This window comes from Streptomyces pseudovenezuelae (assembly GCF_029892565.1).
In the GTDB taxonomy this organism is placed as follows: domain Bacteria; phylum Actinomycetota; class Actinomycetes; order Streptomycetales; family Streptomycetaceae; genus Streptomyces; species Streptomyces pseudovenezuelae_A.
On sequence record NZ_JARXVH010000007.1, the window covers coordinates 104176 to 119523 of the forward strand.

Annotated in this window: 14 protein-coding genes; 9 read left to right on the forward strand and 5 right to left on the reverse strand. The window is 69.9% G+C overall.

Annotated features, from left to right (window positions below; all coding sequences use genetic code 11):
- Positions 1 to 216: 216 nt before the first annotated feature.
- On the forward strand, positions 217 to 2343 hold the full coding sequence (locus M2283_RS23370; RefSeq protein ID WP_280878301.1) for a peptidoglycan recognition protein family protein: 2127 nt from the start codon (positions 217 to 219) through the stop codon (positions 2341 to 2343).
- Here M2283_RS23370 and M2283_RS23375 read toward each other — a convergent pair.
- The 3 genes from M2283_RS23375 to M2283_RS23385 all read right to left on the reverse strand — a co-directional run bounded on the left by M2283_RS23375 (position 2336) and on the right by M2283_RS23385 (position 6167).
- A complete protein-coding gene (locus tag M2283_RS23375) occupies positions 2336 to 3811 on the reverse strand; it encodes an MFS transporter (protein ID WP_280878302.1) in 1476 nt (491 codons plus the stop codon). The two genes, M2283_RS23370 and M2283_RS23375, sit on opposite strands and share 8 nt — an antisense overlap.
- Positions 3812 to 3918: 107 nt before the next feature.
- A complete protein-coding gene (locus M2283_RS23380; RefSeq protein ID WP_280878719.1) occupies positions 3919 to 4422 on the reverse strand; it encodes a hypothetical protein in 504 nt (167 codons plus the stop codon).
- 83 nt (positions 4423 to 4505) lie between these two features.
- On the reverse strand, positions 4506 to 6167 hold the full coding sequence (locus M2283_RS23385; protein WP_280878303.1) for a beta-N-acetylhexosaminidase: 1662 nt from the start codon (positions 6165 to 6167) through the stop codon (positions 4506 to 4508).
- Between the two features lie 193 nt (positions 6168 to 6360).
- Between M2283_RS23385 and M2283_RS23390 the strand changes: the two genes are divergently transcribed.
- From M2283_RS23390 to M2283_RS23415, 6 genes are all read left to right on the forward strand, one after another.
- Positions 6361 to 6909 carry a 2-oxo-4-hydroxy-4-carboxy-5-ureidoimidazoline decarboxylase gene (locus M2283_RS23390; protein WP_280878304.1) on the forward strand — a complete coding sequence of 183 codons (549 nt, stop codon included), beginning with the start codon at positions 6361 to 6363 and terminating at the stop codon, positions 6907 to 6909.
- A gap of 190 nt (positions 6910 to 7099) precedes the next feature.
- Entirely contained in the window at positions 7100 to 7480 is a 381-nt protein-coding gene (gene sdhC / locus M2283_RS23395) for a succinate dehydrogenase, cytochrome b556 subunit (protein ID WP_280878305.1), read from the forward strand.
- A 5-nt stretch (positions 7481 to 7485) separates the two neighbouring features.
- The gene (locus M2283_RS23400; RefSeq protein WP_123998166.1) at positions 7486 to 7968 is read left to right on the forward strand and encodes a succinate dehydrogenase hydrophobic membrane anchor subunit; all 483 of its coding nucleotides are present in this window, start codon (positions 7486 to 7488) and stop codon (positions 7966 to 7968) included.
- Between the two features lie 22 nt (positions 7969 to 7990).
- Positions 7991 to 9745 (forward strand): succinate dehydrogenase flavoprotein subunit, encoded by a 1755-nt coding sequence (gene sdhA, locus M2283_RS23405; protein ID WP_280878306.1) that lies wholly within the window; start codon positions 7991 to 7993, stop codon positions 9743 to 9745.
- The gene (locus M2283_RS23410; RefSeq protein ID WP_280878307.1) at positions 9745 to 10524 is read left to right on the forward strand and encodes a succinate dehydrogenase iron-sulfur subunit; all 780 of its coding nucleotides are present in this window, start codon (positions 9745 to 9747) and stop codon (positions 10522 to 10524) included. Before sdhA ends, M2283_RS23410 begins: the two co-directional genes overlap by 1 nt.
- A 120-nt stretch (positions 10525 to 10644) precedes the next feature.
- Positions 10645 to 11139, forward strand: a complete 495-nt coding sequence (locus M2283_RS23415; RefSeq protein WP_280878308.1) for a hypothetical protein — start codon at positions 10645 to 10647, stop codon at positions 11137 to 11139.
- Between the two features lie 3 nt (positions 11140 to 11142).
- Here the strand turns inward: M2283_RS23415 and M2283_RS23420 are convergent, their stop codons facing one another.
- Both M2283_RS23420 and M2283_RS23425 read right to left on the reverse strand, forming a co-directional pair.
- The gene (locus M2283_RS23420) at positions 11143 to 13608 is read right to left on the reverse strand and encodes a DUF4132 domain-containing protein (protein WP_280878309.1); all 2466 of its coding nucleotides are present in this window, start codon (positions 13606 to 13608) and stop codon (positions 11143 to 11145) included.
- Positions 13608 to 14000 carry a hypothetical protein gene (locus M2283_RS23425; protein WP_280878310.1) on the reverse strand — a complete coding sequence of 131 codons (393 nt, stop codon included), beginning with the start codon at positions 13998 to 14000 and terminating at the stop codon, positions 13608 to 13610. Before M2283_RS23425 ends, M2283_RS23420 begins: the two co-directional genes overlap by 1 nt.
- 68 nt (positions 14001 to 14068) lie before the next feature.
- On the opposite strand from M2283_RS23425, the gene M2283_RS23430 reads away from it, so the two are divergent.
- Positions 14069 to 14479 carry a VOC family protein gene (locus tag M2283_RS23430; protein ID WP_280878311.1) on the forward strand — a complete coding sequence of 137 codons (411 nt, stop codon included), beginning with the start codon at positions 14069 to 14071 and terminating at the stop codon, positions 14477 to 14479.
- A 57-nt stretch (positions 14480 to 14536) separates the two neighbouring features.
- A complete protein-coding gene (locus M2283_RS23435; RefSeq protein ID WP_280878312.1) occupies positions 14537 to 15346 on the forward strand; it encodes a TetR/AcrR family transcriptional regulator in 810 nt (269 codons plus the stop codon).
- Positions 15347 to 15348 lie beyond the last annotated feature (2 nt).

The window sequence follows — 15348 nt, forward strand, 5'->3', positions numbered from 1 at the left end:
CTGCCCCAAGCGGCCCCCGCCATCAGGTGATCTGCGTCACTGTCGGGCGAACTCCCGTGACGTTTACCGGCAAGCGCTCGCTGAATGGTCTGGAGCACCCGTGTGACGGGTGCGTTTTCTGTGACTTTCTTCTGACTTCTGTGGCCTTCGGGCCTTCTTCGGGGTGGGGAACACGTGGTGAGTCGTCGTACGTCCCATGCGTACAGACCGCTGAGCATGAAACGCCGGGCCTGGCTGACGCTGGGCGCCGTGGTCCTGGGCGGCGGAGGCCTGGCGTCGTACGCCATCGCCAGCCCGTCGGCCGACGGTGCGGCGGACGGACAGCCCAAGCGGCCGGCCAAGGTCTACGACCTGACGCTGAAGAACACCGCGACGGGCAAGCGCGAGTTGGCGCGCACGGAGACCAAGCAGTTCTCGCTGCTCGGCGTCTCCTGGACCGGGGCGACCAAGGAGCTGGACGGCGCGGCCCAGGTCCGCACCCGCAGCACCGACACCGGCGCGTGGACCGCCTGGCAGGACCTGGAGACGAACGTCGACCCGGTGGAGGACCCCGAGGAGCGGGCCGGTGCGCGCGGCGCCTCGGAGCCGCTGTGGGTGGGCCCCTCGGACGGCGTGCAGGTACAGGTCGTCCACGAGGACGGCACCACGAGTGCCGGACTGCCCAAGGGACTTGAGGTCAACCTGGTCGACCCGGGCGTGGTCACGTCCGCGGAGCAGAAGGCCGAGCCGGCGGCGTTCGTCGCGGACGCGAGCCCCTCCGCCACCGCGACCGCCACCGCGTCTCCGACGCCCACCGCCACGTCGACGCCCACCGCGCCGCCGTCCACCGTGCCCGAGCCGCCGATCACCACGCGGGCCGGCTGGGGCGCGGACGAGTCGATCAGCAAGGATCCGTCGGAGTACAACCCCGACGTGAAGGCCGTGTTCGTGCACCACACGGACGGCTCCAACGACTACTCGTGCGCCGACTCGGCGGCCATCGTCCGGGGCATCTACACGTACCACGTGCAGACCAACGGCTGGAACGACATCGGCTACAACTTCCTGGTCGACAAGTGCGGCACGATCTTCGAGGGCCGCAAGGGCGGCGTCGACCTCCCGGTCCTCGGCGCGCACACCTACGGCTGGAACCGTGAGTCCACCGGCATCGCCGTGCTCGGCAACTACACCACCGCCGGGGCGAGCAGCGCGGCCCTGACCTCGGTCGCCCGCATCGCGGCCTGGAAGCTCGGCCAGTACGGCGCCGACCCGGCCGGCACCGTGCAGCTGACGGCGGGCGCGACACAGGACAACTACGCCGGTACGAAGTTCACGGCCGGCACCGCCTACACCTTCGACCGGATCTCCGCGCACCGCGACGGCTACCTCACCGAGTGCCCGGGCGGTGCCCTCTACGCCCAGCTGCCGACGATCCGCACCCAGGCGGCCGGCCCGGTGCAGGGCCTGAAGACCGGCACGGTGACCGGGGCGGGCAAGTCGGGCTCGACGTACTACACCAAGGGCGCCGTCACGGTGAACTGGTCGACGAGCACGCCGACTTCGCTGATATCGAAGTTCGAGCTGCTGGTCGACGGCAAGGTGGTGGCCACCACCGCCGGTACGGCCGCCTCCGCCAAGACCACCCTCGCGCTGGGCAGCCACAAGGTGACCGTGCGGGCCACGCACCAGTCGGGCAGGACGACGACCACGGCCGCGCTCGCCTTCGTGGCGGAGACGACCCTGCCGACCTTCACCACGGCCCCGAAGCTCACCCTGCGCACCGGCACGGTCAGCACCACCGCCGTCCCGGTCACCCTCGGCTGGAAGGCCACCGACGCGCAGGCACTGAAGGCGGTGGACCTGCTGACGCCGACGACGGCCGCGTTCGGCCCGACCACGACGACGTCCAGCCGCACCGCCAAGTCCGGCTCCGCGTCCACCTGGTCGATGCGGGCGACCGACTTCGCGGGCAACACCCGCACGTCCTCGCCGTCCTTCACGCCGCTGATCCTCCAGGAGACCTCGGCGAAGAAGACCGGTACCTGGACCAGCCGTTCGTCCACCAGCTACCTCGGCGGGAAGTCGTACTCCAGCAGTGCGAAGAACGCGAGCCTGACCTGGACCTTCACCGGGCGCTCGGCGTCCTGGGTGGTCTCGCGGGCGTCGACCTCGGGACAGGCGTACGTCTACGTCGACGGCACCAAGGTGGCGACGGTGGACCTGAAGTCCGCCACCACCAGCTACCGCCAGGCGATCTGGACGAAGAGCTGGACCACCAGCGCCAAGCACACGGTCAAGGTCGTCGTGGTGGGCACCAGCGGCCGCCCGACGATCACGACGGACGGCCTGGTCTACATCAAGTAGCCACGTCCTCCAGCGACTTGGGCGTCTGCTCCCCCGCACCAGGGGGAGTGGGCGCCCGATCCGCGTTCACGACCACTCCGGCGATCAGCGCACCCAGCAGCAGCGCGCCCATCGCCCACCAGGTGGCGACGTTGAAGCCGTGCACGGAGGCCTTCGCCGCCAGCTCCCGGCGGTCGACGCCCGGTCCGGCATGGGCCGTCAGATACCGCGCCGTCACGGTCGCGGCGATCGTGTTCAGCAGCGCCGTACCGATCGAACCGCCCACCTGCTGGGCGGTGTTGAAGGTGGCGGAGGCGGCACCGGCGTCCCGTGGCGCGACGCTGCCGGTGGCCAGGGACACGGACGTCATCATCGCCGTGCCCATGCCCAGGCCGAGCATCAGCATCCCGGGCAGGATGTGCGAGGCGTACGCCGGTTCCACGCCCACCTGGGCGATCAGCGCGAGCGCGCCGGCCGCGATCAGCAGGCCCGGCACGATCAGCACACGCGGCGGCACCCTGTTCAGCAACCGGGCGGCGATCTGGGTCGAGCCGACGACCATGCCGACGGTGATGGGCAGATAGGCGACACCGGTCTTCACCGGCGAGTATCCGAGGACGCCCTGCATGTAGTAGGTCAGGAAGAGGAAGACGCCGAACATGCCGATGGTCACCAGCAGCACGGTCAGGAACGCGCCCACCCGCTGCCGGTCCTTGACCACCGACATCGGCAGCAACGGCACCCGCGCCCGGGTCTGCCAGTAACCGAACGCGCCGAGCAGCGCAACTCCGGCCGCCAGCAGCCCGATCACCAGTCCGTCGCCCCAACTCCTCGACTCCGCCTCGGAGAAGCCGTAGACGAGCGAGAGCATCCCGGTCGAGCCGAGCAGCGCGCCCGGCACGTCGAGATGGGCGTCCGGGTGGCGTTCGCCGGGCTGGAGCAGCCTCAGGGCGCCCGCGAACGCGACCAGCGCGATGGGCACGTTGACGTACAGGCACCAGCGCCAGTCCAGGTACTGGGTGAGGAAACCGCCGGCGAGCAGCCCGACCGCGGCGCCCGCGCCGATGATGGCGCCGAAGATGCCGAAGGCCTTGCCGCGGTCCTTGGGGTCGGTGAACGTCGTCGCCAGCAGCGACAGCGCCGACGGCGCGAGCAGCGCGGCGAAGACGCCCTGCAGGGCGCGCGCCCCGAACAGCATCCCGGAGTTGGCGGCGGCCCCGCCCAGCGCGGACGCGGCGGCGAAGCCGAGCAGTCCGATCATGAACGTGTTGCGCCGCCCGGCGAGATCGGAGACCCGGCCGCCGAGCAGCAGCAGTCCCCCGAAGGCCAGGGTGTACGCGGTGATCACCCACTGCCGGTTCCCGTCCGACATGTTCAGGTCGGCCTGGGCGGACGGCAGGGCGATGTTGACGATGGTCATGTCGAGCACGACCATCAACTGGGCTAGGGCGATGACTACCAGCGCCCACCAACGACGGTTGTCGGCCATGCGGCCATCGTGCTCCCGCCACCCCAGCTTTGGGAACGGTCGCGTCTCTTATTACGCTGTTTTTGCCGAGCCGTCCGCGCCCGACGTCCTCGCCGGTCCCGCCGGCCTCACAGCGGCACGACGCCCAGCCGGTCCAGCAGCCGGAAGAAGAGGTTCTCGGCGAGCGGGTCGGCCTCGGCGGTGAGTACGTCGAGGAGCGGCTCGTCGGCCACGTCGTGCCCGGCCTCGGCGGCCCAGGCGACGGCCCGGTCCGCGGCGTCGCGGGGGTCCAGGAAGTAGTCCTCCACGGTGAGCCCGTCGTTGCCGGCGCCGAGGTACCCGGCCATCGCGGCCCGCGCCAGACACGTGGTCCACGACCCGCTCTTGGGCCCCGCCGCCTCGACGACCACGGCCGTGCTGTCCATGACGTAGCCGAAGAGGGCGGGGGCGCCGGTCTCCCGGGCGAGGACGTTCATGTTGCCGACCTCGCCGTCACCGCTCGGGTACTCCCACACCTGCCAGCCCTCGGGCGCCGACTCCCGCAGCACCATGCCCTCGGCGTCGGCCAGCGCGTCCAGCTCCGCCAGCGGCCGCTCGCTGCGGCCCACGACGTAGTACCCCCAGTAGCCCATGTCCCGCTCCCCCACGGTTCCTTGGCTTCGGCCCGCGCCGAACACACCACAGCCGTACGTCAGTTCACAGCCCTATCCTGGGATCACCCCAGCTTGTCGGCAAGAGCCTTGAACTGCGTCCAGGACTGGGCCGGCCGCCCCGGGTCCCACAGCTTCTGGACCGTGGCCCGCAGCGGCAGCCGGATACCGGCCGCGACCTGGGCCTGCGTCTGGGAGTTCGCGAGGTCGCACCAGACGGCGAAGGACCCGCCCAGGATCTGCCCGTCGTACTTCGAGGACACCGCCTGCGTGCCGCGCACGACGAGCGGGGTCCACTGCTCGTAGATCCGCTGCCCGGTCGGATAGACGAAGGTGTTCGGCTCGCCGAGGACGTAGTAGAGGAACTCGTCGTTGTAGTTGACGACCTTCCGCCCGGCGCTCAGATACTCCACCGGCTGCCGCGCCCCGATCTCCTTGCCCGTCCAGTACCCGACCCGCAGGTCCTTGGCGGCCGACACGGACGTACCGGCGAAGAAGCCGTCGTTCCACGCGCGCATCGTGCGGTCGTGGGCGCGGACCGTGTCGGCGCGGTCGTTGAGCCAGCCCGTCGTCAGGTCGGCGACGGTCCCGCCGGAGCCGTAGGCCTCCCTGGCGGCGGTGGCGAGCTGCGGGTAGGAGGCGGCGGGACTGGACACCGTGAGCGCCTGGTACTCGTCGCCGCCGAGGTTCCACTGACCGCCGGGGAAGAGGTCGGCGTACTCGTTCAGCAGGTCGTCGACGATCTCGGCGGCGGCGGGCTTGGAGATGTCGACCGCCCCGCGCGAGGCGACGCCCTGCGTGTTGCGCAGCTGGAGGTCGGGGTGCGCGTTGATGACCGCGCCGAGGTGTCCGGGCGAGTCGATCTCGGGCACGACGGTGATGTGCCGACTCTCGGCCAGCTCGACGATCTTCGTGACCTCGGCCTTGGTCAGATGGTCCTTGGACACGATCTCGGGATGGCTGTCGGAGGCGATCCGGAATCCCTGGTCGTCGGAGAAGTGCAGCCCCAGCTCGTTGAACTTGAGGTCCCCCATTTCCCGCACCCGGTCCTCGATCCAGGCCGCGGTGAAGGGCTTGCGCGCGATGTCGAGCATGAACCCGCGCACCTGCTTGGCCGGCTCGTCCCGCACGACCCCCTCGGGCGCCGTACCGCCGCCGCGCACCTCCTGCTTGAGCGTCCGGGTCCCGTAGAACACGCCCGAGTCCGCGGGCCCGCTGATGTTCACCCGACCGCCGCGCACGGTCATGGCGTACGACTCCGGATCGGCGCCCTCGTCGTCGTTCAGCGCCAGCCGTACGTCCCCGGCGCGCACGTCGTCCTTTTCCCCGGCGTACGTCAGCCCCAGCTCACCGGCGATCAGGCGCCCCTCGTCGGCCAGGTCGGCATCGCCCACGACCACGCGCTCACCGCGCACCGGACGCCAGCCCGGACCCCGGGCGGCGGTGTGCGAACGGACGGCGGGAATCGTCTTCGGGGCCTGCGAGAGGGCGTACGAGCGGGTCGGCGTCGGAGTGGGGCTCGGCTTCCGGGACGCGCCGGGCGTCAGGCCCGATCTGGCGTCGGAGGGCTGCTGCGTCCGCTCCGCCCCGACGGGCCCGCTCTCGTCACCGGAGGCCCAGAAACCGAGGCCCACCCCGAGCGCCACCGTCCCGGCGAACGCGCCCGCGACGATGACCCGCCTGTGCTTGACCTTCTGCGCCGGAGGCCGGCGCCTGTGCTGGCTCACAGCGCCAACCTAAGTCCCCTCGGGGGCACGATGTGTCCACCACACGTTCCGAAACTCTCCCGTGCGGGTGAAATTCGGGCATCCGTCGGACACGTCGCGCTCCCGCTCGATAACGTTGACGACACATCTCTCCCATGCTTCTCCTGTTCTCACAGGTTCCTCTGCTTCCTCTGCCGAAACTGCCGAAACTCACGTGACGCCCACACACCTTCCTGGCCGAGTCGGCATACCGGCACTGCCCACCGTCCTGGACGCCTTCAACGGCGCCCCGGCCGCCGACGCCCGCAAACTCCTCCTGACCTGCCTGCGCAGCCACCGCTGGGCCGAACGAGTGGCAGCCCACCGCCCGTACCCGAACATCGACTCCCTGCTGGCGGCGTCCGATGAAGCCGCGTACGACCTGACCCACGCGGACCTATCCGAAGCCCTGGCCGACGAAGCCCTCCCCACCCTCCCGGACGACTCCTACTCAGCCGCCCACACCGCGATGAGCGCGGCCCACGCGGCGTACGAGTCCCGCTTCGGCCACGCGTTTGTCATCTACCTGGGAGAAACCTCGCCCACCGAGTGCCTCGACCACATTCTCGAAGGCATCCGGTCACGCTTGGCGAACGATCCGGAAGAGGAACGGGTGGTGGCGGCCGAGGAAATCCGCCGCCTGGCAAAGGGACGGCTAGTGGACCTACTCAGGGGCGCGGGGAACTGCGCGACCAGCCACAAACAAACCGCACCCGGCACATAACAGCACACCCCACCTCAGAAGCCGCGACGCTAACCCATACGCGTGCCACATTGATCACACCGGTAGGCCCCCCGTAAAGCGATCCCCACCGCATGGATACGATGCTGAGGGCCGGAGGACCGTACCCGGCCGGGCCCGACCGACAGCACAAGCCGGCGCGGCCCCAATCCCCGCTCCCGGAGGGACTTCCGTGCCGGCTGGAACGCTGTACCGCGGCCGGGAAGGAATGTGGTCCTGGGTGGCTCATCGAGTCACCGGCGTCCTCATCTTCTTCTTCCTGTTCGTTCACGTGCTGGACACCGCTCTCGTCCGTGTCTCCCCCGAGGACTACGACAAGGTCGTGTCCACGTACAAGACCCCGCTCGTCGCGTGCCTGGAGTACGGCCTCGTCGCCGCCATCCTCTTCCACGCGCTCAACGGCCTGCGCGTCATCGCCGTCGACTTCTGGTCGAAGGGCCCGCGCTACCAGAAGCAGATGCTCTGGTCCGTCGTGGGCATCTGGGTCGTGCTGATGCTCGGGGCGATCTACCCCGTCCTGGGCCACGCCGCTCGTGAACTGTTCGGGAGCTGACACCGATGGCCACCACTGAATCCACCGCCTCCGGTGTCGGCCCCGTGGAGGGCGAGTCCCTCTTCAACGTCGACAACCCCGCGCCTCTCATCGAGGCCCCGCGCCAGCGCACCAAGAAGACCCCGAAGTCCACCCGGGGCAACTTCGAGATGTACGGCTGGCTGTTCATGCGCCTGTCCGGCGTGGTGCTGGTCGTCCTGGTCCTGGGCCACCTGCTGATCCAGCTGGTCCTCGACGGCGGCGTCTCCAAGATCGGCTTCGCCTTCGTGGCCGGCCGCTGGGCCTCGCCGTTCTGGCAGGTCTGGGACCTGCTGATGCTGTGGCTGGCGATGCTGCACGGGGCCAACGGCCTGCGCACGGTCATCAACGACTACGCGGAGCGCGCGAACACCCGGCTGTGGCTCAAGGGCCTGCTCTACACCGCCACGGTGTTCACCATCCTGCTGGGCACGCTGGTGATCTTCACCTTCGACCCGAACATCCGCTAGGCACGGGGCTGAGGAATTCCTGATGAAGATCCACAAATACGACACCGTCATCGTGGGCGCGGGTGGCGCCGGCATGCGCGCCGCCATCGAGTCGACGAAGCGCAGCCGCACCGCCGTGCTCACCAAGCTCTACCCGACCCGCTCCCACACGGGCGCCGCGCAGGGCGGCATGGCCGCCGCGCTGGCCAACGTGGAGGAGGACAACTGGGAGTGGCACACCTTCGACACGGTCAAGGGCGGTGACTACCTGGTCGACCAGGACGCCGCCGAGATCCTGGCGAAGGAGGCCATCGACTCGGTCCTCGACCTGGAGAAGATGGGCCTGCCGTTCAACCGGACGCCCGACGGGACGATCGACCAGCGCCGCTTCGGCGGTCACAGCCGCAACCACGGCGAGGCCCCGGTCCGCCGGTCCTGCTACGCGGCCGACCGCACCGGCCACATGATCCTCCAGACGCTGTACCAGAACTGCGTCAAGGAGGGCGTGGAGTTCTTCAACGAGTTCTACGTCCTCGACCAGCTGATCACCGAGGTCGACGGCGTCAAGCGCTCGGCCGGCGTGATCGCGTACGAGCTGGCCACCGGCGAGATCCACGTCTTCCAGGCGAAGGCCGTGATCTACGCGTCCGGCGGCTGCGGCAAGTTCTTCAAGGTGACGTCGAACGCGCACACGCTGACCGGTGACGGCCAGGCGGCCGTGTACCGGCGCGGGCTGCCGCTGGAGGACATGGAGTTCTTCCAGTTCCACCCGACCGGCATCTGGCGCATGGGCATCCTGCTGACGGAGGGCGCCCGCGGTGAGGGCGGCATCCTGCGCAACAAGGATGGCGAGCGCTTCATGGAGAAGTACGCGCCGGTCATGAAGGACCTCGCGTCCCGTGACGTCGTATCGCGCTCCATCTACACGGAGATCCGGGAGGGCCGCGGCTGCGGTCCCGAGGGCGACCACGTGTACCTGGACCTGACGCACCTCCCGCCGGAGCAGCTGGACGCCAAGCTCCCGGACATCACCGAGTTCGCGCGCACCTACCTGGGCATCGAGCCGTACACGGACCCGATCCCGATCCAGCCGACCGCGCACTACGCCATGGGCGGCATCCCGACCAACGTCGAGGGCGAGGTGCTGAGCGACAACACCACCGTCGTCCCGGGCCTGTACGCCGCCGGCGAGGTCGCGTGTGTGTCGGTGCACGGCGCCAACCGTCTGGGCACCAACTCCCTCCTGGACATCAACGTGTTCGGGCGCAGGGCCGGCATCGCGGCGGCGGAGTACAGCCAGAAGGCGTCGTACGTGGAGCTGCCGGAGGACCCGGCGCAGCAGGTCATCGACCAGGTCGAGCACCTGCGGAACTCCACGGGCAGCGAGCGCGTGGGCGTTCTGCGGCGTGAGCTGCAGGAGTGCATGGACGCCAACGTCATGGTGTTCCGCACCGAGCAGACGATCAAGACGGCGGTCGAGAAGATCGCGGAGCTGCGCGAGCGCTACCGGAACGTCTCGATCCAGGACAAGGGCCGTCGGTTCAACACGGACCTGCTTGAGGCCATCGAGCTGGGCAACCTGCTCGACCTCGCCGAGGTCATGGCGGTCTCGGCGCTGGCCCGCAAGGAGTCCCGCGGCGGTCACTACCGCGAGGACTACCCCAACCGCGACGACGTCAACTTCATGCGCCACACCATGGCGTACCGCGAGGTCGGCGACGACGGCACCGAGTCCATCCGTCTCGACTACAAGCCGGTCGTCCAGACCCGCTACCAGCCGATGGAGCGTAAGTACTGATGGCTACCCCTGTTCTGGACAAGGCGGAAGCGGCCGGCCAGCCCGAGCCCGGCTTCGCCGACTCCCCGTACATCACGGTCACCTTCCGCATCCGCCGCTTCAACTCCGAGGTCTCGGCGGAAGCGACCTGGGAAGACTTCCAGCTGGAGATCGACCCCAAGGAGCGCGTCCTCGACGGCCTCCACAAGATCAAGTGGGAGATCGACGGCACGCTGACCTTCCGCCGCTCGTGCGCCCACGGCATCTGCGGCTCGGACGCGATGCGGATCAACGGCAAGAACCGTCTCGCCTGCAAGACCCTGATCAAGGACCTCAACCCCGAGAAGCCGATCACGGTCGAGCCGATCAAGGGTCTGACGGTCCTGAAGGACCTGGTCGTCGACATGGACCCGTTCTTCCAGGCGTACCGCGACGTGATGCCGTTCCTCATCACGAAGGACACGAACGAGCCGACGCGCGAGCGTCTGCAGACGGCCGAGGACCGGGAGCGCTTCGACGACACGACGAAGTGCATCCTGTGCGCGGCCTGCACGTCGTCCTGCCCGGTCTTCTGGAACGACGGCCAGTACTTCGGCCCGGCCGCCATCGTCAACGCGCACCGCTTCATCTTCGACTCGCGTGACGAGGCGGGTGAGCAGCGCCTGGAGATCCTCAACGACCGCGACGGCGTGTGGCGTTGCCGCACCACCTTCAACTGCACGGACGCGTGCCCGCGCGGCATCGAGGTCACGAAGGCGATCCAGGAAGTGAAGAGGGCGCTGATCACTCGGCGCTTCTGACGCTCGAAACAGCGAAAGGGCCGTTCCTCCCGGAGGCGGGAGGAACGGCCCTTCTGCTGGCAGGACGGCAGGCCGACCCAATAGCCTGACGCGACACGGCTGGAAAAACGGGGGACAACCATGAGTGAGCCGAATCCGTACCAGGGCGGGACCCCTCAGTGGGGCCCCGGTCAACCTCCCACCACACCGCCGCCCGGCTACGGCTATCCAGGTCCCGGCCCTGGGTACGGCTACCCCCAGCAGCCGGGGGCTCCGGCGCCGATGGGCGGCGCCCCGCTGGTGTCCATCGGGGACATCACCGTCATGGGCGACCAGATCGTCACGCCCGCCGGCGCCCTCCCCCTCCGCGGTGCCGTGTGGAACGCCACCGACATGTCGCACACCGAGGAGAAGCTGCCGACGGTCGCCGTCGTGCTCGCGATCATCTTCTTCGTGTTCTGCCTCCTCGGTCTCTTCTTCCTCCTCATGAAGGAGAAGCGGACCACGGGCTTCATCCAGGTCACCGTGACGAGCGCGGGCCGGCACCACTCGACGATGATCCCGGCCCTCGGGCCGCACACCTTCCCCGCGGTCATGGGGCAGATCAACTACGCCCGCTCGCTGAGCAACATGTGACCCTCACAGCTGGCTCAGGATCGACGGATCCGTGATCTTCGCGTCGTCCGCCAGCAGCATCGCCTTGCTGAGGATCACCGCCAGCATCCGGTCCCCCTCGTAGGGGAGGTAACCCGTCTGCGGGACGGCCGGGTTGGACTTGGGGACGATGCAGAGGTAGCGGCCGCTCGGGGTCATGAGGATGTTGCCCGAGCCCAGGTGGATCTTGTAGGTGTGGCGTTCGCCCTTCACGTGGAGGAAGCGGCCTTCCAGCGTGCAGCGGTTGGCTATCGCCAGACGCGGGACCAGGCGTTCCAGGAGGGCGCGGCGGGTCTGGGCGCTCTGGTTGAGGTCGCCGAAGCTGTACGACGACCAGTACTCGTGGAAGCGGCCGCCGGGGCCGCCGTCCTGCCAGGTCGGGTCGTTGCCGACGCTGGCCACGCCGACGAACAGGTCCACGTCGCGCAGGACTTCGGAGAGGACCAGGGGTGGGATGTCGGTGAGAGGGAGGGGGGCCATCGGGTCCTCGCCGTCCCGGAGCCACATCCTGTACTCGCCGCCGCAGCAGTGGGCCGAGTTCTGCGGGGCGGCCAGCGGGTAGAAGCGGACCTGGTCGGTGCGCAGGCGGAGGAAGGAGCCGGACTCGGTGGTGTCGGCTCCGTACTCCTGGCCCTCGCCGCCTGTCCAGTACTCCGCCCGCAGGCCCCACTGCGGCAGTTCGCGCGTCGCCGGTGGTGCCTCGTCGTCCACCATCAGGCGGAGCTTGTTGCGCCAACCCCGGATCGCGGCCAGGGAGTTGAACTGGTGCTGGCGCACGATGTGGGCCGCGAAGCGGTTCGAGTACGTGCCCGTCGCGCGCTCGGCGTCCGTCAGCAGGTACACCTCTCGGTGGGCCTGCTTGAACGGCTGGGTGATGGCGTGCCGCTCAAGCCAGTCGCGCCACGCGATCGTCTCGGCGGGGTCGTGGCCGACGGGGTGCCAGAGCGTGACCTCGGTGCCTTCGGTGACGGGGGTGTCGGTGAGGGTGCGCAGTTCGCGGTCCGCGTAGCCGACCGTGTGTCCGTCGACCGTCCAGAGGAGGCGGCGGGCCAGGGTGCCCACCAAGGGGTGGTCGAGGTAGCGGGTGCGCCAGGTGTCGTACGACCACGTGCGGCGGGACAGGAACTGGCGGTCCAGGCGCTCGCTCTGCGCCGACAGCATCTTGTCGATGTCCTTGGCCGCGGCCTTGAGGTCCTTGAGGGCTTCGGGGTGGTCGCGGCGGACGGCCGCCGGGACGCTCCTGACCTGCTTGCCGGTCGCCGACTGCCAGGTCAACACCGCCTTCGTGCCCTGGACTTCGAGGATCGCGGTCGCCTCGCCGAGGGGGTGGCCCGCGCGTCCGACCTCCGTCAAACCGTATGCCGGTACGGCCAGTTCCTCGATCTCCTCGCGGCTCAGGCCGAGCGCGGCGGCTCGGGTCTCCAGGGCCGTGTCGAGGAGCTTGGCGGTGGCCTTGTACGTCACCCGGGCGGCGAGGCGGGCCAGTTCGGCGAGGGCCGCTTCGCTGTCGATGCGGGCCAGGGCGTTCACGCCGGCGTTGGCGACCTTCGGGTTGCGCGGGCCGAGGCCCGCGACCTTCTTGAGGGAGGTCTCCACGAGGGCGCCGAGGGCGCGGGCGGTGTCCGGGTGCGGTGGGAGGAGGGCGAGCAGCCAGGCCAGGCCGCGCAGCGCGTTGGCGTTGCAGGGGTCGTAGGCGCTGTTGACGTCCGGCTCGTACTGGCGGCGGTCGAGCGGGACGGTGCGCGGGCGGCCGACGAGGGCGAACCAGGACGGCACGGTCTCGCGGACGCGGTCGGCGCCGACGGCATCGATCACGGCGCGGGCCTGCTTGTCCCACTTGGCGGTGGGCTTGGCGGCGGTGGCGGTCGCCGCGTGCCGCAGCAGCGCCTCCCAGCCGCGCTCGCCGGCGTCCCGCAGGGCCTGCTCGGCCCACTCCTCGCCGACGTTGAGGGCGGGGTCGGTGAGCTTCTTCGCCAGGTCGACGACGGCGTTCGAGCGGTACGCCTCCACGGCCGAGCGGCGGACGACGGCGACGAGGGCCGGTGAGAGCGCGCGGCCCCGCGCCAACTCGTGCTCGGCGAGGGACTCGAAACCGGAGGCGTGCCAGAAGGAGTGCACGCGGCTGAGGTCGTCCAGCGCACGTTGGCGCTCGGCGGCCAGCGGGTCGTCGTCGATGCCGTCGGAGAGGCGGAGCGTCAGGACGATGGCACCGCAGCGGGCGTCCAGTCCGTCGCCGAGGGCGGGGAAGCGGTCGGCCAGCGCGTGCAGCATCGCGCGGCGCCGCTCCACCGGCAGCGCGTGCAGCTCCTCGACGGCCTCGCTCCAGCCGGGGCGGCCGAAGTACCCCCGGCTGGAGGCCACCATCTTCATGGTCTCGTCGGCCACCCGGCCCGCGTCGAACGCGGCGACCCGGTTGCGCAGCCGGTCCAGGTGCGAGCGGGCGGAGCGCATCAGCCACCCACCAGCGGTACGAGCTTCAGGAACGTCGCCTCGGTGCCGAGCGGCAACTCGATCTCCTCGGCCACCTCCGTCATCTGACGGTCCCCCACCAGCACCAGGAACCCGTTCCCGGCGAACGCCTTCAGCGCCAGCGCCGTCTGTGCCTCGGGGTCTATCCGGCGGGGCGTGCGCAGCGCGTACCCGTTCAGCACGCGCTCCGCGTCCTCGGGCTGCACCAGTCCCTGGAACACCCGGGGCGTGCGCGCGTTGTACTCGGCGACCTCCTGGAACACCCGGCGCCTGATCAACTCACCCACGGTGAGCCGCTCCTCGGCGACCTCCAGCTCCCAGCCCGCGCCCCGCTCCCCCGCAGTCGTCTCGTCGACGAACGTCACGATTGCCATGCCGCCGACAGTAGAGGCCGCCACTGACAATCACGGGTTCCGGCCGATCTTCCGCCTAACCTGATGCCATGTCAGATGACCAGTCGTACGAGCTGCTCGGATTCGACAACGCGCTGCTGCCCGTCGGTGACCTCGCCGAGGCCGTGCGCTTCTACGAGAGCGCCGGGTTCACCGTGGCGTTCCGCTTCGACGAGGCCGGGATCGCCCTGCTGAAGGTCGGCGCCGAGACGCCCGGGATCCTGCTGCGGCAGGAGGAGGCGCTGGGCCACCGGCCGCCGTCGTGGCCCGCGTCCCGTCTGTGGATCGAGGTGGCGGACGCCCGGACGGCCGCCCGCTCCCTGCGCTCGGCGGGGGTCCCGCTGCTCGACGAACCCTTCTCCGTCGCCACCGGCTGGACCGTCGAGGCCGCCGATCCGTGGGGCAACGTCATCGGGTTCACGGACTACACCAAGCGCCCGGAGCTGGGCCGCAGTCGGTGAGCCGGGGGCCGCGGGCGGTGGCCGGGGCCCGGTCGGGCACCCCGTAGGCTCCTGTCCGTGTCCGCGACGAACGACAGCGCCCCGCACAGCGACAGCGTGCCCAGCAAGTCCGAACAGACCCGCGCGCTGATCCTGGAGACGGCCATGCGGCTCTTCCAGGAGCACGGCTACGACAAGACGACGATGCGGGCGATCGCCAAGGAGGCGGGCGTCTCCGTCGGCAACGCGTACTACTACTTCGCCGGCAAGGAGCACCTGATCCAGGGCTTCTACGACCGGATCGCCGCCGAGCACCAGGTGGCGGTCCGCGAGGTCCTGGACCGGGAGACGGACCTGGAGGCGCGGCTCGCGGGCGTGCTGAAGGTGTGGCTGGACATCGCGGCGCCGTACCACGAGTTCGCGGTGCAGTTCTTCAAGAACGCGGCAGACCCGGACAGCCCGCTCAGCCCGTTCTCCCCGGAGAGCGAGCACGCGCGCGTGGAGGCCATCAGCGTCCACAAAGAGGTGCTGGCCGGCGCGAAGACCAAGGTGGCACCCGAACTGCGGGACGTGCTCCCTGAGTTGATGTGGCTCTCCCAGATGGGGCTCGTGCTGTATTGGGTGTTCGACCGGACCGAAGGGCGTGAGCGGAGTTACCGGCTCGCCGAGCGCGGAGCCAAGCTCACCGCGCGCGGGGTCTCACTCGCCCGCTTCCGGGTGCTGCGGCCGCTCGTCCTGGAGGTGCACGAGCTGTTCACGGACTTCCTGCCGGGGATGACCCACGCGCTGCCCGACCCGGCGAGGAAGCTGTCCGACCCGGCGAAGAAGAAGCGGGGGGCGCCCGCCGACGAGCCCGACGACGGGCCTGACGACGACGGGCGCCCCTGACC